Annotated in this window: 24 protein-coding genes, 2 tRNA genes, 1 pseudogene and 1 riboswitch; of the genes and pseudogenes, 8 read left to right on the top strand and 19 right to left on the bottom strand. The window is 70.3% G+C overall.

Translation table 11 applies throughout. From position 1 onward, the window contains the following. Positions 1–6: 6 nt before the first annotated feature. The 4 genes from ABZ860_RS12450 to ABZ860_RS12435 form a co-directional block, all read right to left on the bottom strand. Entirely contained in the window at positions 7–1,062 is a 1,056-nt protein-coding gene (locus ABZ860_RS12450; RefSeq protein WP_357218894.1) for a mechanosensitive ion channel domain-containing protein, read from the bottom strand. A 44-nt stretch (positions 1,063–1,106) separates the two neighbouring features. Further along, positions 1,107–2,117, bottom strand: coding sequence for a ribonucleotide-diphosphate reductase subunit beta (locus ABZ860_RS12445; RefSeq protein ID WP_357218891.1), 1,011 nt, complete (start codon positions 2,115–2,117; stop codon positions 1,107–1,109). Further along, positions 2,108–4,432, bottom strand: a complete 2,325-nt coding sequence (locus tag ABZ860_RS12440; protein ID WP_357218888.1) for a ribonucleoside-diphosphate reductase subunit alpha — start codon at positions 4,430–4,432, stop codon at positions 2,108–2,110. The genes ABZ860_RS12445 and ABZ860_RS12440 overlap by 10 nt, the downstream gene beginning before the upstream one ends. A 145-nt stretch (positions 4,433–4,577) precedes the next feature. Further along, a riboswitch (cobalamin riboswitch) is annotated at positions 4,578–4,813 on the bottom strand. 45 nt (positions 4,814–4,858) lie between these two features. Then, positions 4,859–5,797, bottom strand: coding sequence for a tripartite tricarboxylate transporter substrate-binding protein (locus ABZ860_RS12435; RefSeq protein WP_357218885.1), 939 nt, complete (start codon positions 5,795–5,797; stop codon positions 4,859–4,861). Positions 5,798–5,920: 123 nt separating this feature from the next. Here ABZ860_RS12435 and ABZ860_RS12430 point away from each other — a divergent pair, with 123 nt between their 5' ends. Both ABZ860_RS12430 and ABZ860_RS12425 read left to right on the top strand, forming a co-directional pair. Next, positions 5,921–6,718 (top strand): AraC family transcriptional regulator, encoded by a 798-nt coding sequence (locus tag ABZ860_RS12430; RefSeq protein ID WP_357218882.1) that lies wholly within the window; start codon positions 5,921–5,923, stop codon positions 6,716–6,718. 10 nt (positions 6,719–6,728) lie between these two features. Beyond that, complete coding sequence (locus ABZ860_RS12425) at positions 6,729–7,355, top strand: isochorismatase family cysteine hydrolase (protein ID WP_357218879.1); 627 nt, start codon at positions 6,729–6,731, stop codon at positions 7,353–7,355. Between the two features lie 113 nt (positions 7,356–7,468). Here ABZ860_RS12425 and glmS read toward each other — a convergent pair whose 3' ends face one another. The 3 genes from glmS to ABZ860_RS12410 form a co-directional block, all read right to left on the bottom strand. Beyond that, positions 7,469–9,286 (bottom strand): glutamine--fructose-6-phosphate transaminase (isomerizing), encoded by a 1,818-nt coding sequence (glmS, locus tag ABZ860_RS12420; protein WP_357218876.1) that lies wholly within the window; start codon positions 9,284–9,286, stop codon positions 7,469–7,471. Between the two features lie 8 nt (positions 9,287–9,294). Continuing rightward, the gene (locus ABZ860_RS12415; protein WP_030505148.1) at positions 9,295–9,570 is read right to left on the bottom strand and encodes a hypothetical protein; all 276 of its coding nucleotides are present in this window, start codon (positions 9,568–9,570) and stop codon (positions 9,295–9,297) included. A 433-nt stretch (positions 9,571–10,003) separates the two neighbouring features. After that, positions 10,004–10,699, bottom strand: a complete 696-nt coding sequence (locus ABZ860_RS12410) for a type 1 glutamine amidotransferase domain-containing protein (RefSeq protein ID WP_357218873.1) — start codon at positions 10,697–10,699, stop codon at positions 10,004–10,006. A gap of 123 nt (positions 10,700–10,822) precedes the next feature. On the opposite strand from ABZ860_RS12410, the gene ABZ860_RS12405 reads away from it, so the two are divergent. Continuing rightward, a complete protein-coding gene (locus tag ABZ860_RS12405; RefSeq protein ID WP_357218870.1) occupies positions 10,823–11,755 on the top strand; it encodes a LysR family transcriptional regulator in 933 nt (310 codons plus the stop codon). Between the two features lie 53 nt (positions 11,756–11,808). Here the strand turns inward: ABZ860_RS12405 and ABZ860_RS12400 are convergent, their stop codons facing one another. Together ABZ860_RS12400 and ABZ860_RS12395 are read right to left on the bottom strand one after the other, a co-directional pair. Next, positions 11,809–12,447, bottom strand: coding sequence for a class I SAM-dependent methyltransferase (locus ABZ860_RS12400; RefSeq protein WP_357218867.1), 639 nt, complete (start codon positions 12,445–12,447; stop codon positions 11,809–11,811). Between the two features lie 139 nt (positions 12,448–12,586). After that, positions 12,587–13,150 carry a DJ-1/PfpI family protein gene (locus ABZ860_RS12395; protein WP_357218864.1) on the bottom strand — a complete coding sequence of 188 codons (564 nt, stop codon included), beginning with the start codon at positions 13,148–13,150 and terminating at the stop codon, positions 12,587–12,589. A gap of 189 nt (positions 13,151–13,339) precedes the next feature. Between ABZ860_RS12395 and ABZ860_RS12390 the strand changes: the two genes are divergently transcribed. Both ABZ860_RS12390 and ABZ860_RS12385 read left to right on the top strand, forming a co-directional pair. Further along, a tRNA-Gly gene (locus ABZ860_RS12390) sits at positions 13,340–13,411 on the top strand. A gap of 25 nt (positions 13,412–13,436) precedes the next feature. Further along, positions 13,437–13,511: transfer RNA gene (locus ABZ860_RS12385), tRNA-Val, on the top strand. Between the two features lie 763 nt (positions 13,512–14,274). On the opposite strand, the gene ABZ860_RS12380 is transcribed toward ABZ860_RS12385, so the two are convergent. The 4 genes from ABZ860_RS12380 to ABZ860_RS12365 form a co-directional block, all read right to left on the bottom strand. After that, complete coding sequence (locus ABZ860_RS12380; protein ID WP_357218861.1) at positions 14,275–14,604, bottom strand: hypothetical protein; 330 nt, start codon at positions 14,602–14,604, stop codon at positions 14,275–14,277. Positions 14,605–14,850: 246 nt separating this feature from the next. Then, complete coding sequence (locus tag ABZ860_RS12375) at positions 14,851–15,459, bottom strand: hypothetical protein (RefSeq protein ID WP_357218858.1); 609 nt, start codon at positions 15,457–15,459, stop codon at positions 14,851–14,853. A gap of 429 nt (positions 15,460–15,888) precedes the next feature. Next, entirely contained in the window at positions 15,889–16,116 is a 228-nt protein-coding gene (locus tag ABZ860_RS12370; protein WP_357218855.1) for a hypothetical protein, read from the bottom strand. Between the two features lie 275 nt (positions 16,117–16,391). Further along, entirely contained in the window at positions 16,392–17,219 is an 828-nt protein-coding gene (locus ABZ860_RS12365; RefSeq protein ID WP_357218852.1) for a hypothetical protein, read from the bottom strand. A gap of 237 nt (positions 17,220–17,456) precedes the next feature. On the opposite strand from ABZ860_RS12365, the pseudogene ABZ860_RS12360 reads away from it, so the two are divergent. Together ABZ860_RS12360 and ABZ860_RS12355 are read left to right on the top strand one after the other, a co-directional pair. Next, a pseudogene (locus ABZ860_RS12360) lies at positions 17,457–17,765 on the top strand (hypothetical protein); the annotation flags it as partial. A 169-nt stretch (positions 17,766–17,934) separates the two neighbouring features. Continuing rightward, a complete protein-coding gene (locus ABZ860_RS12355; protein ID WP_357218849.1) occupies positions 17,935–18,252 on the top strand; it encodes a hypothetical protein in 318 nt (105 codons plus the stop codon). Positions 18,253–18,394: 142 nt separating this feature from the next. On the opposite strand, the gene ABZ860_RS12350 is transcribed toward ABZ860_RS12355, so the two are convergent. Beyond that, entirely contained in the window at positions 18,395–19,837 is a 1,443-nt protein-coding gene (locus ABZ860_RS12350) for an MFS transporter (protein WP_357218846.1), read from the bottom strand. Positions 19,838–19,916: 79 nt separating this feature from the next. Between ABZ860_RS12350 and ABZ860_RS12345 the strand changes: the two genes are divergently transcribed. Beyond that, entirely contained in the window at positions 19,917–20,486 is a 570-nt protein-coding gene (locus ABZ860_RS12345; protein WP_357218842.1) for a TetR/AcrR family transcriptional regulator, read from the top strand. Positions 20,487–20,712: 226 nt separating this feature from the next. Here ABZ860_RS12345 and ABZ860_RS12340 read toward each other — a convergent pair whose 3' ends face one another. The 5 genes from ABZ860_RS12340 to ABZ860_RS12320 all read right to left on the bottom strand — a co-directional run. Beyond that, entirely contained in the window at positions 20,713–20,898 is a 186-nt protein-coding gene (locus tag ABZ860_RS12340) for a hypothetical protein (RefSeq protein ID WP_357218839.1), read from the bottom strand. Between the two features lie 300 nt (positions 20,899–21,198). Then, a complete protein-coding gene (locus tag ABZ860_RS12335) occupies positions 21,199–22,107 on the bottom strand; it encodes an NmrA family NAD(P)-binding protein (protein WP_357218836.1) in 909 nt (302 codons plus the stop codon). A gap of 81 nt (positions 22,108–22,188) precedes the next feature. Continuing rightward, the gene (locus tag ABZ860_RS12330) at positions 22,189–23,169 is read right to left on the bottom strand and encodes a zinc-binding dehydrogenase (RefSeq protein ID WP_357218833.1); all 981 of its coding nucleotides are present in this window, start codon (positions 23,167–23,169) and stop codon (positions 22,189–22,191) included. 289 nt (positions 23,170–23,458) lie between these two features. Continuing rightward, entirely contained in the window at positions 23,459–23,944 is a 486-nt protein-coding gene (locus ABZ860_RS12325; RefSeq protein WP_357218830.1) for a MarR family transcriptional regulator, read from the bottom strand. Positions 23,945–24,291: 347 nt separating this feature from the next. After that, positions 24,292–24,767: tetratricopeptide repeat protein (locus ABZ860_RS12320; protein WP_357218827.1), on the bottom strand; the 476-nt coding region annotated here is incomplete at its 5' end.

Raw genomic sequence — 24,767 nt, 5'->3', positions numbered from 1 at the left:
AGGCGCTCAGCGTGCCCAGGTCTCGACGCGCAGGCGCGGGAGGCTCTCGGGGTACTTCTCGCGGATGAACGTCACCAGGTGCTCGCGGATGTCGCAGCGCAGGTCGAAGGCGCTCGCCGAGTCGGCCGCGCTCATCAGGGCGCGCAGCTCGACCAGCCCCTGCGGGGTGATGTCGGTGACCTGCAGCGTCCAGTCCTTCTGGTCCCACAGCGGGTTCTCGCGCAGCGCCCGGTAGAGCTCGGTGCGCACCTCCTCGACCGGGATCGACCAGTCCACGCGGAGGTACACGCTGCCGAGGATGCGGCTCTCGTGGCGGGTCCAGTTCTCGAAGGGGTTGCCGGTGAAGTAGGACACGGGCAGGATGAGCCGCCGCTCGTCCCACAGGCGCAGCGCCACGTAGGTGAGGGTCAGCTCCTCGATGCGGCCCCACTCGTCCTCCACCACGACCACGTCGTCGAGCCGCAGCGCGTCGCTGAAGGCGAGCTGCAGCCCGGCCAGCATGTTGCCGAGGGTGGACTGGGCCGCGATGCCGCCCACCACGCCCGCGATCCCTGCGGAGGCGAGCAGTCCCGCGCCGAGCGCCCGCACCTGCGGGAAGGTGAACAGCATCGCCCCCAGCGCGAGCACCACGACGACCGCCGCCGACACCCGGCGCACCAGTGCGATCTGGGTGCGGATGCGCCGGGCGCGGCGGTTGCGCTCGCCCTCGACCCGCGTGAGCCGGTCGAGGACGACGTCGGTCACCGCGTACGCCGCCTGGATCAGCAGCCAGGTCACGCAGGCGATCAGCAGCAGCGAGAGCAGCCGCTGGAAGCCGTGGGAGTCCGATCCGGGCATGTCGGGGTCGTAGGCCGCCTTGACGGTGCCCGTCACGGCCGAGGCGAAGCCCGGCCAGGTGCACCGGCGCACGAACGGCCCGGCGAGCGCCCACCGCTCCCCTATCAGGCGCGATTTCAGCACCCGCCGGACCAGTTCCACCGCGACGATCGCGGCGGCCACGGCGATCGCCAAGGTCGCCCAGTTCCACGCTGCCGCTGTGACGGCGCCCCCTGTCGTCGTCATGGCGTTCCCTTTGCCCTTTATGGGTACGCCGAAAACCGGATCGGTCAGAAGGCTTCGTCGAAGCTGACGTCTCCCTCGACGGCCACCTGGTAGGCCGAGACCCGTCGCTCGAAGAAGTTCGCCAGCTCCTGCACGTCCTGGAACTCCATGAACGGGAAGGGGTTGTCCGTGCCGTACCGCACGGGCAGGCCGAGCCGGGTGAGCCTGCGGTCGGCGACGTACTCCAGGTAGCGCCGCATGTTGCCGGCGCTCATGACGCCGTGCCCGTCGCCGCACAGGTCGCGGGCGAAGGCGAGCTCGGCCGCGACCGCCTCCTCCATCATCCGCGTCACCTGGGCCCCGAACTCGTCGTCGAACAGGTCCGGCTCCTCGCGGCGTACGGTGTCCACCACCTCGAAGGCGAACTCCATGTGCATCGACTCGTCGCGGAACACCCAGTTGGTGCCGGTCGCGAGGCCGCCGAGCAGGCCGCGCGAGCGGAACCAGTAGACGTACGCGAAGGCGCCGTAGAAGAACAGTCCCTCGATGCAGGCGGCGAAGCAGACGAGGTTGAGCAGGAAGGCCCGCCGGTCCTCGCGGGTCTCCAGCCGGTTCAGCTCGCTGATGGAGTCGATCCAGCGGAAGCAGAACTCTGCCTTGGCGCGGATCGACGGGATGTGCTCGACGGCGGCGAACGCCTTGGCCCGCTCGTCGTGGTCGGGCAGGTAGGTGTCCAGCAGGGTCAGGTAGAACTGGACGTGCACCGCCTCCTCGAACAACTGGCGGCTCAGGTACAGCCGCGCCTCGGGGGCGTTCACGTGCTGGTAGAGGTTCAGCACCAGGTTGTTGGCCACGATCGAGTCGCCGGTCGCGAAGAACGCCACGAGCCGGTTGATCAGGTGCCGCTCCCCCTCGTCGAGGGTCGCGAGGTCGGCGAGGTCGGAGGCGAGATCGACCTCCTCGACCGTCCAGGTGTTCCTGATCGCCGCGCGGTACCTCTCGTAGAACCCCGGGTAGCGCATCGGGCGCAGGGTCAGGTCCATGCCGGGGTCGAGCAGCATCGTTCTCATTGGCATGCCTCGCAGATTTCGGGGTTCTCAAGGGAGCAGGCGACCGCCTCAACGGGGGCGACGGCCGGCACGGTCGTCTGGGCGATCCTCGTCGCCGGGCGGGAGCGCAGGTAGTAGGTGGTCTTCAGGCCCGACCGCCAGGCGTAGGCGTACATCGAGGAGAGCTTGCCGATGGTGGGTGCGGCCATGAAGAGGTTGAGCGACTGCGACTGGTCGACGTACGGCTGCCGCGCGGCGGCCAGGTCGATGAGCGCCTTCTGCGGCAGCTCCCAGGCGGTGCGGTAGAGCGCCTTGAGCTCGTCCGGGATGGCGGCGATGTCCTGGATCGAGCCGTCGTTGAGCTTGATCGCGTCGCGCATCGGCCCGGTCCACAGGCCGAGAGCCTGGAGGTCCCGCACGAGATACCGGTTGACCTGGAGGAACTCCCCCGACAGCGTCTCGCGCTTGAAGACGTTCGACACCTGCGGCTCGACGCACTCGTAGCAGCCCGCGATCGAGGCGATCGTGGCCGTCGGCGCGATCGCGACGATCAGGCTGTTGCGCAGCCCGGTCTCCGCGATCCTGGCCCGCAGCGCGGCCCACTCCTCCGGGTGGACCGGGGCGCACGGAAAGTGGTCGAGGTGCAGGACGCCGTCCGCCGCCCGCGTCTCCTCGTACGCCGGGTGACGCCCGCGTTCGACGGCCAGGTCGGCCGAGGTGCCATACGCCGCGAGCGCGATCTCCTCGGCGATGCGGGTCGACAGCGCGAGCGCCTCCGGCGAGTCGAACGGCAGGCGCAGCGCGAAGAACACGTCGGCGAGGCCCATGACGCCGAGCCCCACGGGCCGCCACTTCCGGTTGGCCGCCTCCGCCTCCGGCGTCGGGTAGAAGCCGAGGTCGATCGTCCGGTCCAGGAACCGTACGGCGGTGCGGACGGTGGCGCGCAGCCTGCCGAAGTCGACGGCGTCGCCCCCGGGGGTCAGGTGCGCGGCGAGGTTGACCGAGCCGAGGTTGCACACGGCGGTCTCGCCGTCGCTGGTGACCTCCAGGATCTCGGTGCACAGGTTGGACAGGTGGATGACGTTGCCGGGCCGCGCCGTCTGGTTGGAGGCGCGGTTGGCGGCGTCCTTGAACGTCATCCAGCCGTTGCCGGTCTGGGCGAGCGTGCGCATCATCCGGGCGTACAGGGCGCGGGCCGGCACCCGCCGCACGTATCGCCCGGCGGCCTCCAGCTCGCGATAGCGGGCGTCGAACGCCTCGCCCCACAGGTCGGTCAGCTCGGGGGCCTCCTTGGGGTCGAACAGCGACCACGTGCCGTCCGCCTCGACCCGGCGCATGAACTCGTCGGGCACCCAGTTGGCCAGGTTGAGGTTGTGCGTGCGGCGCGACTCCTCGCCCGTGTTGTCGCGAAGCTCCAGGAACTCCTCGATGTCGGCGTGCCAGGTCTCCAGGTAGACGCAGGCCGCGCCCTTGCGCCTGCCGCCCTGGTTGACGGCCGCCACCGACGCGTCGAGCGTGCGCAGCCAGGGGACGATGCCGTTGGACAGGCCGTTGGTGCCCCGGATCAGCGAGCCGCGCGAGCGCACCCGCGTCCAGGCGATGCCGATGCCGCCGGAGTACTTCGACAGCCGCGCCACCTGGCCGTACCGCTCGTAGATGCTCTCCAGCTCGTCCCCGGGCGAGTCGAGCAGGAAGCACGACGACAGCTGCGGCCGGCGCGCACCCGAGTTGAACAGCGTCGGCGAGCTGGGCAGGTAGGCCAGCGTGGACATCAGGCCGTACAGCTCGGCCGCCTCGGCCACCGTGGCCGACAGGCCGCAGGCGACCCGCAGCAGGAAGTGCTGCGGACGCTCGAGCACGCGCCGGGTGACCGGATGGCGCAGCAGGTAGCGGTCGTAGACCGTGCGCAGCCCGAAGTACTCGAACCGGTCGTCGGCCGCCGGGTCGATCAGCGCGTCGAGCGCCTCGGCCTCGCCGGCCACGAACGCGGCGACGGCGTCGCCCAGCAGCCCGGCGGCGTGGGCGGCGGCGACCGACTCGGAGAACGCGCGCACCCCCTCGGCCGCCGCCTCCTCCGCGATCAGGCCGCTCAGCAGCCGCGCCGCCCGCCGCGAGTTCTCCGGGTCGGCGATGACCCCGGCCGCCGCCGCCTCGATGGCCTGCCAGACGCCCGCCGCGTCCGACGCGCCGTCCGCGCGAGCCGGGGCCCGCCGTACGGAGCCGGCGGCGGGGACGGAGCCGGGCGGCGCGTCGGGTCCGGGGTCTCCCGCTGCGGCCCGCGGCCTGCCGCGTTCCCCTGACGCGGGGTCCGCGGACGCGGAGACCGGGTCGGTGATGGTCATCGGATGCCCTCTCCTCGTCGTCTCGTGTCCCGGCCGGACCGGAGGACAGGCATGCCGCGGCGCACACGCACGAGAGGGCCGGATGACCGACCCCGTGCGGTGACGGTGCGGCGAGCCCTCCCTCGGGACCCGGCGCGGGGCGCGCTTGTGCGCACGCGTCACTGGCAGGTCTTCGGACTCGCGGGCGTCCGGACGGGCTCGCGCCCGCCGGTCCTACTGGCCGTCGCTTCCCGGGCGCGCTCGCGCCCAGTGCTTGGAGTCACAGCACGGTCGGTGCCGTGTGACGGCGGTCGTTCCCGCTCACCGCTGCGGGGCAGTCCCGGATTCGCACCGGGTTCCCTCTTGCCTCACCTGAGGTGAACCAGCAACGCGATGGATCCTACATCTTGTGGCCCTTCTCGCAACCGGCCCCACAAGTTGTGTTTTTCAGCGGAGTCCGAGATCATTGAGGAGCAGGGCCGTACGGCGCGCCTCGCCCGCGAGCCATTGGCGGAAGTCGTCGCCGTCGAGCCACATCGGCGTCCAGCCGTTGCGGTCGCACAGGCTCCGCCAGCCCGGAGTGTCGGCGACGGCCCGGCACAGGTCGAGAAGGGAGTCCCGCTCGGGCGTGCCGCGCGGGGCGATCAGCCCCGTCCAGTCGGCGTACACGACCCGCACGCCCGACTCCGACAGCGTCGGCGCGTCCACCCCGGGCAGCCGCTCGGCGGAGGAGACGGCGAGCGGCCGCAGACGTCCGGCGCGGATGTGGGGGGCGACCTCGCGCCTGCTGCCGAATCCGAGCGCGAGCCGTCCGTCGAGGACCGCGGCGACGGCCTGCGCCCTGCTGTCGAACGCGACGTAGTCGAGCAGGCGGGGATCGGCTCCCAGGCCCTGCGCGGTCATGCCGAGCAGCAGGTGCTCCGGACCGCGGTCGGCGCCGCCCGCCACTCTGGGCCCTCCGGGGTCGCGCAGCAGCGCGGCGGCGAACTGCTCGAACGTGCGGTAGCCCGAGTCGGGCGAGGCGACGAGCACCTCCCACTCCCCCGCCAGCCGCGCGAGCGGGACGGCCCTGGCGACCAGGAGCGGGTCGCGGCCCAGCGCGCAGGCGGCGAGCAGCGCGGGATCGGCGATCACCAGATCGGTCCGCGGCCCGCCCGCCCGGGCGAGAGCCGTCCCGCCGTCGCCGGCCTCTCGCCTGATCCGTACGGCCCGGGCCCAGCCACGCCCCTCGATGAGCGACTTGAACCCGGCGGCGACGTCGTCCCCGCATCCTCCGGGCGGGCCGGGAACGGCCAGGGAGAGCTCTCCGCGGCGCGGCGGCGCCTGGGCGCCGCACGCGCCTGCGAGTGCCAGGACTCCCAGCGCGAGGACCGTACGGCGTCGCATGTCGGCACCCTCCTACCCGAAGAGTCCCTTACACGCACAGACTATGAGTAACTACACCATGTCACCACATAACGGACGTTACGGCTGCGGCGATCGATGCCGGCGGTCCGATACAAAGGAGCCATGGAGGACCTCGTCGAGCACCGTTACGGCCGGGACGACATGCGGCTGGTGAAAGCGTCCTTCCGTACGCATCGCTTCGTCCCTCACGCGCACAGCGAGTACGCCGTCGCGGCGATCGAGCGCGGCGTGGAGGCTGTCCGCTACCGCGGCGCCACCGAGCACGCGTGCGCCGGCAGCCTGCTCCTTCTCGACGCCGACACCATCCACGCCGGCCGCCCCGGCATCGCCGAAGGCTGGGACTACCGGGTCTTCTACCTGCCGCCGGCGCTGCTGGCGGAACTCGCCGGGCACCGGCCCACCTTTCCCTCACCGACTCCGCACGACCCGCGTCTGGCCGCCCGCCTGATCCGGCTGCACCGCCGCCGGGACCAGAACTCCCTGGCGGCGCAGGAGGAATTCGAGGCGCTGTGCACCGAGATCCTCGCCCGCTACACCCGCCGCGGGATCGCCGCGGCCCCACCGGCGCCCGTCTCGAAGGTGCAGCGGCACCTGGCCGCAGACCTCCGGCGCACCCCGGCCCTGGACGAGCTCGCGGAGGTGGCGGGCCTGCCCCGGTTCCAGCTGCTGCGCGCCTTCCGCCGCGAAACCGGCGTCACCCCGCACGGCTACCTGCTCCAGCTACGCCTGCGCTGCGCCCAGCAGCTCCTGACCGCCGGGCACACCGTCGCGCGCGCCGCCGCCGACAGCGGCTTCTACGACCAGGCACATCTGCACCGCCACTTCCGCCGCACGTTCGCGGCCACCCCGGGCCGGTTCGCGCGCAACGACGTACAAGACCGGCGCGGCTCGCCCGCCTAGCGTGGCCGGCGTGGACGAATACACCAGCCCCGAGTTCTCCCGCGGCGCTCTGCTCACCATCGACCTGCAACGCGACTTCGTCGCCGGCATCGCCGGCACCGCCGAGGTGCTGCCCGCGGTCCGGCGCCTGACGCACGCGTTCCGTCAAGCGGGGCGGCCCATCGTGCATGTCGTGCGCCTCTACCTGCCCGACGGCAGCAACGCCGACCTGTGCCGGCGAACGCTGCGCGGCACGGTCAACCCGCACTCGCCGGGTTCCCAGCTCGCCGACGGACTGGCGCCCGGAAGCGAGCTCGACCCGGACCTGCTCCTGGCGGGACAGGCGCAGGAGATCGGGCCGGACGAGCACATCCTGTACAAACCGCGCTGGAGCGCCTTCTTCCGCACCCGGCTGCTGGAACACCTCGCCGAACGCGCGGTGAGCACGGTGGTCGTCGCCGGCTGCAACTACCCGAACTGCCCGCGATCCACGCTCGTCGACGCGACAGAACGCGACCTGCGCGCCGTCGCCGTCCGCGACGCGCTGTCCGGCTGGACCACCGACGCCGACCGCGAGATGACCGGCATGGGCATCGCCTGCCTGGACACGAGCGAGGTCGTCGCCGCCACCCGGTCGCGCACGGCGTCCTCGGTCTGACCACCGGCGTCGCCCGGACGACCCCTGCATGGACCAGGACCGGGGGCGGCGAGAGCGCCCGCGACGCCGTACGGCCCGCACCGGCGGGCGCGGGCCGTACGGCGTGCACGGGGTTATTCGACCGTCACGCTCTTGGCGAGGTTGCGCGGGCGGTCGACGTCGCGGTCCAGGGCGACGGCGGCGTGGTAGGCGAACAGCTGCAGCGGGATCGTCAGCAGGATGGGGTCGAGCTCGACCTCGTTCTTGGGCACCACGATGCAGTCGTCGGCCGCCTCGGAGGTGCGGTGGCCGACCATGAGGATGCGCCCGTGCCGGGCCCGGATCTCGCCCAGCGTGGTGAGGTTCTTGTCCAGCAGCTCGTCGTCGGGGACGATCGCGACCGTGGGCAGCTCGGGGCTGATCAGCGCGAGCGGGCCGTGCTTGAGCTCGCTCGCCGGGTACGCCTCGGCGTGGACGTAGGAGATCTCCTTGAGCTTCTGGGCGCCCTCGCGGGCCACCGGGTAGCCGCGCACCCGGCCGACGAACATCATGCCCGGCGAGTCGGCGTACTTCTTCGCCAGCTCCTTGATCCGGTCCTCCAGCGTGAGGATCTCCTTGATCTGCTCGGGCAGCCGGCGCAGGCCCTCGCAGATCCTGCGCCCGTCGGCCGGCGACAGGTCGCGTACGCGGCCGAGGTGCAGGGCGAGCAGCGCGAACGCCACGGCCGTGGAGGTGAACGCCTTGGTGGAGGCCACCGAGACCTCGGGACCGGCGTGCAGGTAGATGCCGCCGTCGGTCTCCCGGGCGATGGCGCTGCCCACGGTGTTGACGATGCCGAGCACCCGGCCGCCCTTGCGCTTGAGCTCCTGCACGGCGGCCAGCGTGTCGTACGTCTCCCCCGACTGGCTGATCGCGACGTACAGCGTGTCGGACTCGACGACGGGGCTGCGGTAGCGGAACTCCGACGCGGGCTCGGCGTCGGCGGGGATGCGGGCCAGCTCCTCGATGAGCTGCGCGCCGATCTGCCCCGAGTAGTACGCGGAGCCGCAGCCGATGATCTTCACGCGCCGGAACGAGCGGGTCTCGCGGGCGTCCATGTTGAGGCCGCCGAGGTGGGCGATGTGGAACCGGTCGTCGATCCGGCCGCGCAGCGTGCGGGCGACGGTGTCGGGCTGCTCGGAGATCTCCTTGAGCAGGTAGTGCTCGTAGCCGCCGTTGTCGTAGTGGCCGGCGTCCCAGTCGACCGTGAACGGCTCCTTGGCCGTCTCCCTGGCGTCGCTGGTGAAGGTGTTGAAGCCGTCGGCCTTGATGACCGCGAGCTCGCCGTCCTCCAGGTGGACGACCTGGCGCGTGTAGCGGATGAGCGCGGCGACGTCGGAGGCGGCGAACATCTCCTTCTCGCCGAGGCCGAGCACGATCGGGCTGCCGTTGCGGGCCACCACGATCTCGCCGGGCCGCTGCGCGTCGACGACGGCGATGCCGTACGTGCCGACCACGCTCTTCAGCGCCCGCAGGACGGCCTCCCGCAGCGAGTCGGTGTCCTTGACCAAGCGCCCGATGAGCTGCGAGAGCACCTCGCTGTCGGTCTCGCTCTCGAACTTCACGCCCTCGCCCTCCAGGCGGCGGCGCAGCTCGTCGGCGTTCTCGATGATGCCGTTGTGCACGACGGCGATCCGCTGCTCCTGGTCGAGGTGCGGGTGGGCGTTCACGTCGCTGGGCGCGCCGTGCGTGGCCCACCGGGTGTGGCCGATGCCGATCGTGCCCTTGAACTTCGCGGGTACCGCCGCCGCCAGGTCGGCGACCCGGCCCTTGACCTTGCGCGTCCTGAGGCTCTTGGCGTTCACGACGGCGAGGCCGGCCGAGTCGTAGCCCCGGTACTCCAATCGCTGGAGACCTTCGAGCAGGATGGGTGCCGCATCCTTCGGCCCGACATAAGCGACGATTCCGCACATAACCGCTCCTATCCGTAAACGATCCGCCGGAGCTGGCGCAGGGTCAGCTCCGGTGCCGCGACACGTCTTCCCGCGAGCTCGGCGGAGATTCTGGGGAAGATCTGGTCGTTGGTCAGCCCCCTCGACTTGAGTTCGCCGTGGCGGCGCCGCACGTACTCTTCCGCGGGCTCGCCGAAGTACGCCAGGACGTCGGCCACCACGCGAGCCGCCTCCCCCGGCCCCAGTGAGGTGGTCCGGGTGAGGTGGCCGATCAGATCCTCGAAGGGATGCCGTGCCGTGGACACAGAGCAGGACCCTAACGCAGCACTGATGCCGACTAACAAGTTTCCTGCCCGTTTTCGGGCAGGATCAGTCCCGAGATCGCCCCGCATGACGTCGCGCCCTTCGGCGAGCACCGAAGAGGAGCGGCGTCATGTCCGTGCAAGGCAGACGCGGAGGGCGGGCTCACCCGAGTCCCGCCGCATGACGTCGAACACCCGGTCCGCCGAGCAATCGGGAACGGATCGCGGTCGCACCGCGTGAAGGAGCGTCTGAGTCCTTTGGTCGAAAGTCGCGCCAGCGGTGGAGTCGCCGGTTGCGGAGCCGCGCCGGGCGCGGGGCTCGGCGCGGCCGGTGTTACCCCCGTCGCAACGCCGCCGAACAATCAGGAGTCCCGGATGGCGGCGAATTCGGGAAATTTGGATTTCCCACAACGTCGGCTGCGGGACCGGGCGGGGGTCAGTTCAGCGTCTTCAGCAGCGCGGCGGCCAGCGGGGCGGACGACGCCGGGTTCTGCCCGGTGTGGAGGGTGCGATCGACGACGACGTGCGGCGCCCACGGCTCGCCGGCGGAGAAGCGCAGGCCCAGCGCCACCAGCCGGTCCTCCAGCACCCACTCCATCCGGTCGGCGAGGCCGGCCTGCTCCTCCTCCGCCCTGGTGAAGCCGGTCACACGGTAGCCGGCGAACGGCGAGGTCCCGTCAGCGTCCGCGGCGCCGGCCAGAGCGGCCACACCGTGGCAGACGAGGCCGAGCGGCGTGCCGGACTCGATCGCCGCGACGAGCAACCGGGCCGAGTCGGCGTCGGACGCGAGGTCCTCCATCGGCCCGTGCCCACCCGGGTAGAACACGGCCGCGTACTCGCCCGGGCCGGCCTTCTCCAGTGGGATCGGACGGCGAAGTTCCACGGCGGCCTCCAGCGCCGCGGCGACGGCGTCCGCGCCCTCCTGCCCGCCGTTGAACTCCGGCGCCAAGCTGGCCCGGTCGACCGGCGGCACGACACCGCCCGGGGTCGCGACGACGACCTCGTACCCCGCCTCCGCGAACGCGCGGTACGGCGCGAGGAACTCCTCCGCCCAGTAGCCGGTGGGGTGCGAGGTGCCGTCGGCCAGCCTCAGCTGGCCGGCGCCGGTCATGACGAAAAGGATCTGTGCCATTGCTGTGACTCTCTCGACGGGCCTCGGCCTGTGCACGAGGCGCGGGTGAGTCGGCGGCCTCGCCGACGACGACAGTCGGACAGTAAGTCGCCCTGCCATCGGAGTACCAATAGCTTTTCCACTATGACCCATAGGGATTCCGATGGGCAGGTCTCCGATCGGGGCCCGCTGGACCTCACGCTGCTGCGCACGTTCCTCGCCGTGCACCGGGCCGGTTCCCTCACCGGCGGGGCGCAGTTGCTGGGGCTGTCCCAGCCGACCGTGACCGCCCAGATACGCAGTCTCGAACAGCAACTGGAGCGTCAGCTGTTCGAACGGTTGCCCCGAGGGGTGGCGCCCACCCCGGTGGCCGACGAACTGGCCGCACAGGTCGCCGGGCCTCTCGACGCGCTGGCCGCGGTCGCGGAACGGGGCCTGCCGGGAAGCGATTCCTCCGAGCCGGTGCATCTGGGCGGTCCCGCCGAACTGTTGTGCGTACGGGCGCTGCCCGCCCTGGCACCGCTGGTGGATCGGGGCGTGCGGCTGCGGGTGACCAGCGGCCTCGCCAACGACCTGCTCGACGGCCTGCGCGCCGGGCGCTTCGACCTGGTCCTGTCCGCCGTACGTCCGCGAGGGCGATCGGTCGTCGCCGAACCGCTCATGGACGAGGAGTTCGTGCTGGTGGCAGCGCCGTCCTGGGCCGCGCGGATCGGTCCCGTCGGCTGCGACGATCCCGGCCCCCTGCGCGATGCCCCGCTGGTCGCCTACGCCGAGGACCTGCCCATCATCCGCCGGTACTGGAGGCACGTGTTCCGCACGCGCCCGCCGATGTCACCGGCCGTGGTCGTGCCGGACCTTCGCGGCGTGCTGGCCGCGGTCGCCGCCGGTGCCGGGATCAGCGTCCTCCCCCGCTACCTGTGCCTTCGTGAGCTGCGTGCGGGTGAGGTCGTGCCGCTCCTCGACCCCGGCGACCCGCCCATCAACACCCCGTTCCTCGCCCGCCGCGCGGGCGCGCCGGAGCGCCCCCATGTCTCCCTCGTCCGGGAGGTGCTGCTCGCCTCGGCGCGCGAGTGGTAGCCGCACCGTGGCGGGCCCGCCGTGAAGGATCGGCGGCGGGCCCCCGCGGGGATCTACCGCCTGCGCATCAGCAGACGGCCCTGGCGGAACCGCTCACCTTCGAGAGGCTCGCGCAGCATCCGTCCCACTTCGACGAAGTCCGCCTCGCGCGCCAGCTCGGCGAGGTCGTCGATCGGCCATCGGTACGCCGTCGTCACCTTGTGGTCGAACGCCGACACGGCGTCCCCCTCGGATTCGTAGAAACCGAGCAGGAGGTGGCCGCCCGGAGCGAGCACGCGGCGGAACTCTGCGAAGTACGGCGGCAGTTCAGCCGGCGGCGTGTGGATGAGGGAGTACCACGAGACGATGCCGCTCAGCTCGCCGTCCGCGAGGTCCAGAGCGTGCATGGAACCGATCTCGAAACGCAGGTCCGGATACGCCTCACGGGCGAGCTCGATCATCGTGGGCGACAGGTCGATGCCGAAGGCGTCCAGCCCCAGGCCCCGCAGGTGCGCCGTCACATAGCCCGGGCCGCAGCCGAGTTCGGCGACGGGCCCGGCGCCGTCGGCCCGCACGGACTCGGCGAACGCGGCGAGCGCCGCGCGGTCCAGTGGCAGACGGTCGAGCGAGTCTCGGAAGAGCTCGGCGTAGAGGACGGCGACGGCGTCGTACGCCTCCGCCGTCGCGGTGAGATAGGGGGCGGATTCGGTCATGGCGGGTGACTCTAGTGCCTCGGCCCACGCCGCGCCGACCGCCGGACGGGTCGCGCGCGCGGGTCGCGGGCGATCGGGGGGCGGGTCCCGGACAGCCGCCCCCCGCGGGCCGGCGCGGGCGGTCAGGTCGCGCGGGCGCTCAGGTCGCCGGAGCGGCGGCGCGCAGCACCTTCATGAACTCGCGCATCCACGCCGGGTGGTCCGGCCAGGCCCGTCCGGTCACGAGGTTCTGGTCGACGTGCGCCTCGCTGTCGACCCACGTGCCGCCACCGCTCTCGACGTCGGTCGCGCAGGCGGGGTACGCGCTGCTCTCGCGGCCCTTCAGCACCCCGGCCGCCGCGAGCACCAGCGGCCCGTGGCAGAGCGCGGCGATCGGCTTGCCGGCGTCGGCGAAGTGGCGGACGATCTCCTGGACGTCGCGGTCGCCGCGGATGTATTCGGGAGCGCGACCGCCGGGGACCACCAGCGCGGCGTACTCGTCCGGGTTCACCTCGGAGAAGGCGACGTCGGCCGCCCAGGTGTGGCCCGGCTTCTCGGTGTAGGTGTCGAAGCCCTCGACGAAGTCGTGCACCACGAACTGCAGCTTCTTGGCGGACGGGGCCGCGATGTGCGCCTCGTAGCCCTCCTCGAGAAGCCGCTGGTACGGGTACATCACCTCCAGGTCCTCGGCCGCGTCGCCGGTGATGATGAGCACCTTCGCCATCGCGTAACCCCCTCGTGCGTACGGTTGCCGCCTCATCCTGCGCGCGGCCTCCCCCGCAGGTCAACGTCTCGCCCGGCTTGGGTCACGTGCCGCGTGCCCGCCAGGGGATTGAAGGCAGTTGGCACCGGCACCCTCCGGGATCCGCTAGAGTTGTTCACGCGTCGCCGGGAAGAACCCCGAGCGATGGCTGCGGAAGTGGCTCAGTGGTAGAGCATCACCTTGCCAAGGTGAGGGTCGCGGGTTCGAATCCCGTCTTCCGCTCGGAGCCCGGACGACATTCGGGCACGGACGATTAGCTCAGCGGGAGAGCGCTTCCCTGACACGGAAGAGGTCACTGGTTCAATCCCAGTATCGTCCACCAGCCACACAAGCCCCGGCCTCGGCCGGGGCTTCGTCGTTTTCCCATCTGGTCGCGTCCGGCAGCGCACGTCATGGGACAGCCCGTCTCCGGACCGTCAGTGATCTGGTCCCCACGCGATCACTCGGGCGATCACGCCCGAGACAGCACGCTCCCCGCCCCTGGGGCCGCGGTCACCACGCGGGAATGCGGCCGGCGAATGGGGACGCGCCCCGGCCTGCGCCGCGCGCCGATTCCGGGGCGAGCCACAGCAAACCATCCAGGGGCCTCGGGCCGGATCGCCCACAGGGGGACGTCCATCAAGGGCGGCGCTGCGCCCGCTCGGCGCCGTACGATCGCCCGGCCGACCACCGCTACGGGCTGGCGCGATCGGCCCCGCGTCACCTCATGAGATCGACAAGAACGGGCATCCCGCGCATAGCCTCCAGCACCGCACGCTCACCCAGGGGACGGCTGAGCCGTACGATCACCTGCCTGCGGTATCCCACATCCAGGCAATCCCAGGTACTTCCCCTCTCGTGTGGATGCTCCTCCACCACGATCAAGGCCACATGCGCAGACTCAACGGCTCGGGCGGTGTAGTCCGCGCCGCAAGGCCCAGTGGTCTGAGCCCCGATGAACTCGGTGGTGAGCGTCTGATCGTCCTCGTGGAGGGGCACCTTCTTGATCGACGGAGCGCCAAGAACGGGGCCGTACCCGTCCCGCCGCAGCGGCGTCCGTCTCCGGCCCGCTGCCGCTTCGCGGCGGGTCGAGGCAGACGGGGTGATCAGGAAGGCGGAGGTGTGCGCGGGCGCGCGGGAAGTTCGCCCGCAGCTACTTGCACAGCCCACAAGCGCAGTTCACCGATGACGCCGGCCAAGCGGTCATCGTCAGCCACCCCGGCCGGCGCCCAGGGCTGAGTCCGCAACTCACACTCCCCATCGAGATCGGACCACAGCCAATGGAACGAGTCTCTGATCTCAAGCTCGCGAGGGTCCGATGCCGCAAACAGTGCCCAGAGATCTTCAACCAGCTTGGGCAGCGATGTCCGGCCCGAGGCGTACAGGTCGAGGAGTTCGACCATGCGGCCGATCAGCGCTCGCTGGTAGTCCTCCACGAGGTCACATTCTTGATCGTCGTGCAATCAGCGTGCAATCAGCCAGGGGAACGAGAAGCAACCACGGTCACTCATGACCGGTTGCACACGCAGGTCAACGCCCCTACGGGCCGTGATCCATGCAATTCCCAAGCTGACAGCGCGGGTTCGATTCCCGTCACCCGCTCCACACACGAAGGCCCAGGTCAGGTGATCGTCCCTTACCTGGGTCGTGATGTATCGCCACCGGTCGACACGACCGTGCCGTCAGTCGAACCAGACGACCAAGCGCACGCCTTCGGGCCCGAACCGCCTCGCCAATGCCTGCATCACCCCGAAGACGTGCTCCCATCCGGTGCCGGGTCCAAGTGCGTCCAGTCGTGTCATGGGGCGATACTCGAGCGTCACTCCAGATACGTCCCAGCGTCCCATCGGAGCCTCGACGGGCGAGGCGCCCAACGGCGGCATGCCGTACTCCTCCACGACATCCTCGGGCCACTGGTCATCGACCCGATACCGGCTGATCGAGGAGCCATGTCGTGACTGAACATCAAGCACCCCCCGGGCGGCGGGACGGACAGTCATATCCAGATCACGCAACTCCGCCCATGTAACCCACGTACAGCCATGCATGGCGGCGTCGATCCGCACGTGTTCCTCATACCTGGCACGGACAAGTTCCGACACGTCGGCAGGGAGACCACGGGCGGCCGCGACCGGATTCCATCCGAGCCGGTTACGAACACCGAAGAGACAGCCGAACGACTCGTAGAGCGGGGAGAGAGGCATGGACACCACCCATGCATCCCACTCGTACCAGTCCTCGTCAGCGCACGGGTGACGAGCCTCGATGAAGCCGTAGATATATGTACCCACGCCGACAGGTTAGACATTTCCCAGATCGTCGGCCTTCCTTTATCGCGTGCCGGCACGTCTTTCTAGTACGACGGTTGAGCCTTGATCGCGTGCCAGAACGGACGGCGATCAGCGGTGAATCGCGGGAACTCAGGGTTACTCGGCCAACCCTGACCTGCACCCCTGTTTTCGCAGCTCAGCACGGCATGATCAGTAGCCTATTCCCAAGCTGACAGCGCGGGTTCGATTCCTTCTCCTGCCGCTCCCGGGCCCAGGCCGGACAGTCTAGAGGGAAATCGACACTACTAAATCGGGGCCCGTCCATCAATTCCTGATTTAGACGCACGCCGCTTTCCACATCAATGACGGCTAGGCACGCCGCGACGATGTCCACCTGTGCCTCTGCCTCCTCGCTGTTGTAGCCACTCACGAGGAGCTTGCTGTAGGGGCTCAGCGGGCCGAAATGCGGCACGCGGTCAGCTCGGCCTGTACAAGCGTGGTCAGCCACGCGACGTGCCTGGGCTGCAACAGGATCGTCCGGGCACGGCCGGTCTGCGGGTTGGTCAGCGTGAGTGGGTAGGCCGGGGCGGTCGGGTCCTCGGTCGGGTAGGTCTCGACCAGCTCGGCCAGGGCGGCGGCGAGGTCGGGAAAGGCGCCGCACACCGGTGAGCCCCCCATTTCGCCATGAACTCGCGATGACCCTGCGCGGCGGCCGGGGCCGCTGTGCGCAGTTCGCCGGCGGCCGGGGCGAACCTGGCGGCCGTGTCGCTGGTCTTCTTGTAGGTGACCCGCCAGGTCGGTCTTCTTCTTGCCGGGCAGCCAGGCGTCGGCGGCCTCGCGCCGCTTGGCGGCGGCGCCTTCGATTACGCCAGGCGGGTGATCCCGCGCAACGACCTGCTCACCTCGGTGGCCGGGCTGGGATCGTGGCCGACCCAGCAGCGTGATGCGCCCGCTCAGTTGCCGAAGGCCCATACTGCGGCGGCGATCGGCTCGAGCCCCGCGGCCAGTTCGTCGAGCTCGTCCGCACTGAGCACGTCGTACGCCGGGGCTGCCAGCTCGTCGGTGAGCGCCTCGATCCGCTGCCTGGTCTCCCGGCCGACGTCGGTGAACCCGCCGGCGGCGTCCACGAGGCCGCGACCGCGCAGCCCGTCGACCACGGCGGTCAGCCGTGCCTTGGGCAGGTGGTGGATCCGGCCGAACTCCTCCGCCCTCATTCCGAGGGAAACAGCCATGAGGACGTGGGCCTCGGTGCCGCCGATGCCGTGGGCGAGAAGGGCGGCGTTGTGGCCGTCCCCGCGGTGCTCTCGCAGCAGCGTCGCCGCGTGCCAGAGCCTGGCCACCGGCTCCTCGGGCACGTCGAGCGCCCGCAGCCCGGCGTACAGTGGTCGGCCCTCGATCGGCGCGCTGACCGCTGCTCTGGTGGCGAGGTCGGCGGCCCGCACCAGACCGGGCGAGTCGGCGAGCTCTCCGATTATTTGCCGCAGGGCGGCGGTGCTGCCCCGTTCGCGCACGGCGATTGCCTCCTGCGGGGTGATCTTTCCCCACACCCAGGGGATGTGGCGTGCCACCTCGCCGTCGGCGAAGTTGTAGAAGACCGCGTGTACCACCTCGGCCGGTGCCAGCCCCAGCGGTGCGGCCCGGCCCGCGAAGTATCCGTCCCAGTAATTGCGCATGCCGACGGCCAGGAACGCCTCGTTCGCCACCTCGGAGAAGGTGACGGTGGCGATCGGCTCGACGAGCTCGAACATGCGGTGGACCTTGGCCTGTGGGTGCTGCTGCATCGGTCGGCATCTCCCTTGGTCGTGACAGCTGGTCGTGACAGCGCCCTCGTGGGCGACCGTTCACCCTGGCTACGAACGACGCGGCCGAGATACGACAACTCCGGTCGATAATTTTCCGGTCGATTCTGCTGGGCAGCGTCGGGGTGTCACCCGGACTCGGTCGGTGCTCGCCACAGGTCATGTCGGCCACCCGTCTGCGCAAAGAGCCTACGTCCGCAGGTTTGGACCCCCTCCGTGATGGGACCCCACGAAGCCGTCAGGCTCGTGTCGTTCCTGCTGAGCGGGGCCGCGCAGCTCGATGACGGCGAGCCGGAGGTGGACCAGGCCGACATCACGACCGCCTTGACTCTCGTCCCTCAGGCCCGGGCCGAGATGGACGAGTTGGAGGCCGCGCTCCTCCAGATGGCGCGGAGGCGCGGCATGACGTGGCAGGAGATCGCCTTCGGCCTTGGGCTCGGCACCCCGCAGGCCGCCAGGCAGCTGGGGCCGCCTCAGCTTGTTGCGTTACCAGCTCTTAGCCGTGGTGGGCTTCATGATGATCGGTAAAGGGAAGGTGATCAGCTTTGTGAGCAGACAGAATGAGGTTCTGTCTGGTTGATGATTTCGGCATCCTCCTCTGCCGGATTGCGCTCGTAGAGGATCAAGGGCGGCGCTGCGCGCCGCCACGCGCGCGGGCCTGCGCTCGGCCACACGCTGCGCGAGGTCGCTCCCGCGCTTGGGGGAGGTGCTCGGCGAGCATGCGCGCCGCGGTGCCCCAGACCTGGGTGTGCGCACCGGCCGCCAGGGCGTCCGCGAGCGCGGTGACGACGCACCCGAGCCTGACCATGTCCGCCGCGACGAGCACGGACAGGAATACTCCGAGGTCGTCACCGTTCGGGTCGCCGCGGGCCGCGTGGACCAGCAGCGCGTCGACCGCGATGCCTCGCGCGCCGTCGTCCTCGCAGCTGAGACCATGGGCGAGAGCGGCGGTGGTCGCATCTCGCCCTACATCACCCCGTCATCCGCCGGTTCGGCAACTGGATCGTCAACCTGACCCGCCGGCCACCAACCCCACCACCCGGCTCGACCTCGAGTCCCACGTCCTCTTCGCCCATAACCGGCGGCTCGCTCGCCGCTGCGGGTGTTCTTCGGCACCGAAGGGCTGCGGATGACCAAGCAGGCCTACGTCGAGCGGCTCAAGACGTGGGCCGACTGGGAGGAGCTGTCAGCGGCGGCCCACTAACTGCGCTGACTGCTTGGCCTCCTGACTGTTCCGCCCGGACGTCCCTCGGCGCCCGGAAGCCGGTCAGCCACAGGCCGGTGAATACGGCGCAGGCCAGCGTCACGGCACCCGCCGCGAGGAAGGCGCTGTTGAGGCCGGATTCGAAAGAGGCGCCGCCGGACTGCCGCGTGTGGACGATCGCCCCGAGCACCGCCACGCCGAGCACCGCGCCGATCTGCCGGGTGGTGCTGCTGACGCCGGAGGCGAGGCCGCCCTCCTGCGGGCTGACCGCCTGGATGGCGGCCCCGGTCAGCGGCGACATGGTGAGAGCGAACCCGATACCGACGACCGCCAGGCGCCACCACACGTTCCCGTAGCCGGTATCGGCGTGGACCAAGCCCAGCGCCAGCAGCCCCAGCCCGGCCAGCGCCAGGCCGATGCCGACGACGACGCGGAAGCCGTACCTGGCCGCGAACCGGCCCGCGTACGGGCTGACGATCACCATGGCCAGCGAGGCGGGCAGGGTCCGCAGCCCGGCGACCAGGATCGAAGTGCCCTGGACGTAGACGAAGAACTGGGAGAAGAAGAACGACGACCCCATCAGCGCGAATCCGACCACGACCATCGCCGTGTTGGACACCGTGAACAGCCGCTGACGGAACAGCCGCAGCGGCAGCATCGGCGCCGACACACGACCCTCGACCACGACGAACGCGGCCAGGAGCACCAGCCCGGCGGCGAAGCCGCCCAGGATCACCGGCGAGGTCCAGCCTCGGGAACCGCCCTCGACCAGGCCGTAGGTCACGGCGCCCACGCCCGCGACGGACAGGACCGTGCCGGGGACGTCGATCGGCGGCGCGCTCGGGTTGCGGGACTCCCCCAGCACGCGCAGCCCGGCCAGCAGCAGGACCGCCCCAATGGGCACGTTGACCAGGAAGATGGCGGGCCAGCCGAAGGCCTCCACCAGGATCCCGCCAGCCAGCGGTCCGACGGCCAGGCCGATGCCGCTGAACCCGGCCCACAACCCGATTGCTCTGACGCGCTCCCTCGGGGCGGGATACGCGGCGGCGAGCAGCGCCAGCGAGGCGGGGCTCAGCGCCGCGGCCCCAACGCCCTGCAGCACCCGCCCGGCGATCAGCCAGCCGATCGAGGGCGCGAGCGAACACACCACCGACGCGGCCGTGAACACCACCACCCCGGCCAGGAACACCCGCCTGCGGCCGAACCGGTCGGCGAAGACACCGCCCGACAGCAGCAGCATGGCCACCAGCAGCACGTAGGCGTCGACGATCCATTGCAGGCCGGTCAGCCCGGTGTGGAGCCGCTGCTGCATGTCGGGCAGGGCGGCGCCGACGATCGTGTTGTCGAGCAGCACCATGAACTGACCTGCGCAGGTCAGGGTGAGCAACGCTTTCACGTACATCCTTCCTAAAAGCAGTTGATGACTGCGTTTAGGGAGACTCTAACGCAAGTCTGGACTGCGTTAAGGTTGGGGTATGGATGAGCAGGGGCGGGCCAGGCGGCCCGGCGGGCGCAGCGCCCGGGTCCGCGCGGCAGTGCACCAGGCCGTTACCGACCTGGTCAGCGAGCGCGGCTACGGAAACTTCACCGTCGGCGACATCGCGGCCCGCGCGGGCGTGGCCGACACCAGCCTCTACCGCCGGTGGGGCAACCTCCAAGCCCTGCTCAGCGATGTGCTGCTGACCCGGCTCAACGCGCAGGCGCCGATGCCCGACACCGGCAGCCTGGCCGGCGACCTGCGCACCTACGCCGCCATCGTGGCCCGCGAGGTCACCGGACCCGACGGCCTGGCGTTGGTGCGGCTGACCATCGCGCTGACAGGCGAGGGTCAGCAGGGCCTTCAGGCGCGCGACGAGCTCCTGGCCGACCGCACCAGGCAGTTGCAGGCCATGCTCGCCCGCGCCCGCGAACGCGGCGAGGACCCGCCTGAGGCACTGGAGGTGCTGGACCATCTCCTGGCGCCGATCTACATGCGCGTCCTGTTCGGCGCGGTCCCGCTCACCCCTGACTACCTCGACGGGCTGGTCGACCGGTTGCTCGCCTGATCCAGCCCGTCGCGCTGCGCGATGGCCACAACCCCTGCCGCCCGTACCTCAGCGTCCGCGCCGGACAGACCTCAGCGGCCCGCGCCCCTGCTGTGGGACGCCATCGCTTCCCTGCCCCTGTCCGGCGAAGACCGCACCGGGTACAAGCGCAGCTCGTTCAAACACTGGATCGACGCCGACCACGACGGATGCAGCACCCGGGCCGAAGTCCTCCCCGCTGAGGCCGTCACGCCTCCGCAGAAGATTGCCTGGCGATCACCGCGCAGTACTGTCCGAACAGCCCGCTGCTCGTGCAGGAGTCCCAGTGGCAGACCACCACGTCGCGGCGTGACGGCGCGTGGTCCTCGCACACCTCCCTGATGGCGGCCTCGAACGCCCGCTTACGGGCCGAGGTGCCCAGCGTCGGCACCACGACATAGAGGGTGTCCCCTGCACAGTGACCTGCTTGGCGATCTCCTTGAAGTGCAAGAACCACGCCATCCGGTGCAGGTACAGGCGGTGGGTGGCCTTGCGCCGTTCCAGATGCCGGCCGGGTCGGTGGTCGGCCACTCCTGACTGCGGCAGTAGGCCGGGCGAGGTAAGTCATCGGCTGTACGACGGAGAATGCGGAATTCTGTGTCACTCGGAGTTCGATGTGCCGGCCGATAGGCAAGCCGGTACGCGGTCTTCCGCCGCAGGCTGTGACCGCGTACCGGGACTATCGGACGGCGCGTCAGAGCGCAGGTGCGGTGACGCGCACGAAGTCGGTCAACGATAGGGGCGTGACCTGCGGGTACCTGGCGTTGTCCAGGCTGTCGAACTTGGCCTTGCCGCTCACCATGCACCACTGGTACTGCAGCGCCACGTAGTCGAACGGGTTGTGAGTGAGCGCCGCCTGACGGGTGATCTCCGCACGCAGGTCGTCGGCGGTGCCGAGGTGGCGCAGTCGCAGGGTGCGGCCGGAGCCACGCTGGACCGCATCGTGGAACTGGCGCATCGACATGACCTCACCGGCGAAGCGCAGTGTGCCGCTGACGGCCGGGTCGAGGGCGACGGCGGCGGTGTAGGCGGCGGTGTCGGCCACCGAGGTCAGGTCGAGCGGCTGGTCGGGGTCTCCCCAGTGGGACAGGGTGCCCTGCTCCCAGTCAATGAGCCCCATGAAGCCGGTCATCACCTCGTAGAAGGCGCCGTTGAGCACGGAGACCACCTCAAGGCGGGTGCCGGCGCACGCGGCGGCGGCCTGCCGACGCCAGTCGATCATGAAGTTGTCGCCGTCGTCCAGCTTGGTCACATCGATGGCGAAGTCTGACGGGATGAACCGCTGGGCGCCGGCCTTCTCTGCGGCGCGCAGGAGGTTGGCCTGCCCGTCCACGATCACCTCGGGGCCGCCCTGGACGGCCGAGATCACGGTCGTGGCGTCGCCGACGGCCTCGGCCAGTTGCTCGGCCGGATCGGTGATGTCGCCCTCGACCAGTTCCAAGCCGCCGGTCCGCAGGGCGGTCAGGGAACTCTTCTTCTCCTCGCTGGTGCCGGGCCGCACCAGGGCCCGCACGGGGACGCCCTGGTCGAGAAGGGCTCGGACGATCTGACCACCGAGTAGTCCGGTGGCACCGGCCACAAAGATCTTGGGGAAAGAGGACATGTGTGTGGACTCCTTGCCGGATGAGTTGGACGTTCACCCGTAGGTCCCGTGACGGAACTGCGGGGGCGTTTCGGGATTCGGTCAGGGGATGAGCAGGGTCTTGCCGACGGTGTCGCGCGCTTCGATGGCGGCATGCGCGTCGGCCGCCCGTTCCAGAGGGAGGCGTTGGCCGATCACCGGCATGAGCTGTCCGGCCGCGGCCAGTTCCAGGACCTCGGTCACCAGGTCGCGGGCGAGGGCGGGCCTGCTCCAGGTGAGGCCCGCGCTGAAGCCGGTCAGGGTCAGGCTCCGGCCGACCAGTTCCATGGGCCGGACCTCCAGCGGCGTGCCGCTGGAGAAGCCGAAGGCGATCTGGCGCCCGGCGCCCGGTGTGAGCAGTTCGAACGATTCGCGTCCGAGCGCTCCGCCGACATGGTCGAAGACCACGTCCATCGAACCGCCTACGGCGTCGCGAACCCGGCCCGTCCAGCCGGGGAGCGTGTAGTCCACCACGTGGTCGGCACGCAGCTTGCCGAGCAGGGCGAGCTTGTGCTCCCCGCGCGCCGCCGCGACGACCGTCGCCCCGGCCCGCTTGAGCAACTGCACCAGGACTGTGCCGACGGCACCAGCGGCCGCCAGCACCAGGACCCGGTCACCGGCGGTCACGCGGGCCGCCCTGATCAGACCCTGGGCCGTGACTCCGTACCGGTAGAGGGCGACGGCCTCGGGCAGGCCGATGCCGTCGTCGACCGGGACGAGGGTGCCGACGGGGACTACGGCGGTCTCGGCGTACCCGCCCAAGCCCGTGGTGCTGGCCAGGACCCGCGCGCCGATCAGGGCGGTATCGCCGCCAGGACCGACCTCGGCGACCAGTCCGGCGATCTCCTTGCCGAGGATCACCGGCAGAGGCGCGCCGCCGAGCGCGCCGCGCATCGTCCCCGCTCGGATCTGCGTCTCCATGAACTGGACGCCGACCGCGGCCACCTGCACCGCGACCTCGCCTGCCGTCGGCCTCGGTGCGGGCACGTCCGCGACCCGCAGGTGGGCCGGTGGCCCGAATTCGTGCAGCAAAACGGCACGCATGTGACATCACTTCCTTGCAGTGTTGGGTGTGCGCGACGACGGGGACGTGCAGACGGCCGCGCCGCGTTCGGGGCGCAAGAACCGGGACCAGCAGGGACTACGGCAGCCCTGGCCCGGGGCGATGAAGGTCAGCCGCCGCGGATGGAAGCGCAGCAAGGTATCGAGGCCGGCAGGCAGCGTGCGGCAGCACGATGCCACGAGCCGCAAGGGTGTAGAGCAGTAGTGGCACCGGACTTCTAGGTGGCCGCAGTTCTACGTCCCGGTGCGGACGGAAAAACCCGTGATGGGCTCATTGCCCTTTCTTGATCGCTTCGCTGAGCGCGCTGAGGCTCGTGGCCAGTTGCTCGATGTCGGCCGCCTCCCAGTCCGCCAGCAAGGCTGCGACGGCGGCCGCACGCGCCTTCCAGAGCTTGCCGATAGCCAGCTTCCCAGCCCGTGTGACACTCACCAGTTGCGCGCGGGCATCGGCCGGATCGGGCCGACGTTCGATGAATCCGCGTGACTCAAGGCGTTTGGCCGGAGGTGACAGGGTGGACTTGTCCACCTCCATCAGCTCAGCCAGGACCGACAGCCGCACCGGCGCGTGCAGCGACACCTGGGCCAGCAGGGTGTAGTCCCCCAATGACAGCTCCAGCCCGGAGGACGCCATGATCTTACGACGCGTGGCCGGAGAGAACATCCAGTTGCCCACCGTGGCCAGCGCTGCCGCCACTCCGTCGACGGCCTCACGCTGTGGGCGAGACACGCCGTCCTTGCCGGCCGACACTTGCTCCATCCCCGCACCATTTCCAATAGTTGGTTGTGCCAAACCAACTATGCAGCATGAGGAGACTCGATGCAAGCGCATGCACTTTCGACCTCACCACGGGGGACACGACGTGGGCGGGAGAGGCAGAATCCCGGAGGCCGAGGACAGCCCCAGAGGCAGAATCCCGGCGGACGAGGACCCGCCGGAGCACGACGAGACCAACCCGACGGGAAGCCGGCGAACCACCGGAACCGAGGGCGGCCGGGACAGGCGCGGCACGTAGCCTGCACCTCGCCCCTGGAGGCGGGGGCGAGATCGGGGAGCCCGGCGCTGATCTGTAATTCGGCGCCGGGCTTTTCCATAGTGAGCGAGGGTCAGGCCCCTCCCGAGTCTCGGGCGCCTAGTGGAGTTCCCCCTGCCATTGCAGCAGCTTCTGCCGCCAAAGCGTCAGCCTTGGCGTTCTGCCCGGCCCCTCGGAGTTGCCAGCCGATGGGATCGTGCACCCAGGCAAGAAATGTGGGACCGTATTTGGCGGGATCAGCGGCCACAAGAGTACGAAGAATGGCCAGCGCTTCATCGTAATGCGCGAACGCCTCAGCACGCCGCTCCGCGATCCCCCATAAGGCGGCGCCGATGTTCAACTGCGCATTGGCCTCTTGATATCGATCACCCAGCCCACGGGCGATGGCGACCGCCTCATTCGCGAGCGCTTCCGCTTTGACATTCTGCCCGGCACCACGAAGTTGCCAGCCGACGGGATCGTGCACCCACGCAAGAAATGCGGGACCATATTTGGCGGGATCAGCGGCCACAAGAGTACGAAGAATGGCCAGCGCTTCATCGTAATGCG

The sequence above is a fragment of the Microbispora sp. NPDC046973 genome, assembly GCF_040644495.1.
Taxonomy (GTDB): domain Bacteria; phylum Actinomycetota; class Actinomycetes; order Streptosporangiales; family Streptosporangiaceae; genus Microbispora.
The sequence above is the reverse complement of the archived record's forward strand: the minus strand, read 5'-3'. Positions and strand labels throughout refer to the sequence as shown.

What these genes read in the sequence shown, in the direction of transcription:
- ABZ860_RS12450 (WP_357218894.1), bottom strand. Translation starts at nt 1,062, where the DNA reads ATGACGACGACAGGGGGCGCCGTCACAGCGGCAGCGTGGAACTGGGCG.
- ABZ860_RS12445 (WP_357218891.1), bottom strand. Translation starts at nt 2,117, where the DNA reads ATGCCAATGAGAACGATGCTGCTCGACCCCGGCATGGACCTGACCCTG.
- ABZ860_RS12440 (WP_357218888.1), bottom strand. Translation starts at nt 4,432, where the DNA reads ATGACCATCACCGACCCGGTCTCCGCGTCCGCGGACCCCGCGTCAGGG.
- ABZ860_RS12435 (WP_357218885.1), bottom strand. Translation starts at nt 5,797, where the DNA reads ATGCGACGCCGTACGGTCCTCGCGCTGGGAGTCCTGGCACTCGCAGGC.
- ABZ860_RS12430 (WP_357218882.1), top strand. Translation starts at nt 5,921, where the DNA reads ATGGAGGACCTCGTCGAGCACCGTTACGGCCGGGACGACATGCGGCTG.
- glmS (WP_357218876.1), bottom strand. Translation starts at nt 9,286, where the DNA reads ATGTGCGGAATCGTCGCTTATGTCGGGCCGAAGGATGCGGCACCCATC.
- ABZ860_RS12410 (WP_357218873.1), bottom strand. Translation starts at nt 10,699, where the DNA reads ATGGCACAGATCCTTTTCGTCATGACCGGCGCCGGCCAGCTGAGGCTG.
- ABZ860_RS12405 (WP_357218870.1), top strand. Translation starts at nt 10,823, where the DNA reads ATGACCCATAGGGATTCCGATGGGCAGGTCTCCGATCGGGGCCCGCTG.
- ABZ860_RS12400 (WP_357218867.1), bottom strand. Translation starts at nt 12,447, where the DNA reads ATGACCGAATCCGCCCCCTATCTCACCGCGACGGCGGAGGCGTACGAC.
- ABZ860_RS12395 (WP_357218864.1), bottom strand. Translation starts at nt 13,150, where the DNA reads ATGGCGAAGGTGCTCATCATCACCGGCGACGCGGCCGAGGACCTGGAG.
- ABZ860_RS12370 (WP_357218855.1), bottom strand. Translation starts at nt 16,116, where the DNA reads ATGGGGGGCTCACCGGTGTGCGGCGCCTTTCCCGACCTCGCCGCCGCC.
- ABZ860_RS12365 (WP_357218852.1), bottom strand. Translation starts at nt 17,219, where the DNA reads ATGCAGCAGCACCCACAGGCCAAGGTCCACCGCATGTTCGAGCTCGTC.
- ABZ860_RS12345 (WP_357218842.1), top strand. Translation starts at nt 19,917, where the DNA reads ATGGATGAGCAGGGGCGGGCCAGGCGGCCCGGCGGGCGCAGCGCCCGG.
- ABZ860_RS12335 (WP_357218836.1), bottom strand. Translation starts at nt 22,107, where the DNA reads ATGTCCTCTTTCCCCAAGATCTTTGTGGCCGGTGCCACCGGACTACTC.
- ABZ860_RS12330 (WP_357218833.1), bottom strand. Translation starts at nt 23,169, where the DNA reads ATGCGTGCCGTTTTGCTGCACGAATTCGGGCCACCGGCCCACCTGCGG.
- ABZ860_RS12325 (WP_357218830.1), bottom strand. Translation starts at nt 23,944, where the DNA reads ATGGAGCAAGTGTCGGCCGGCAAGGACGGCGTGTCTCGCCCACAGCGT.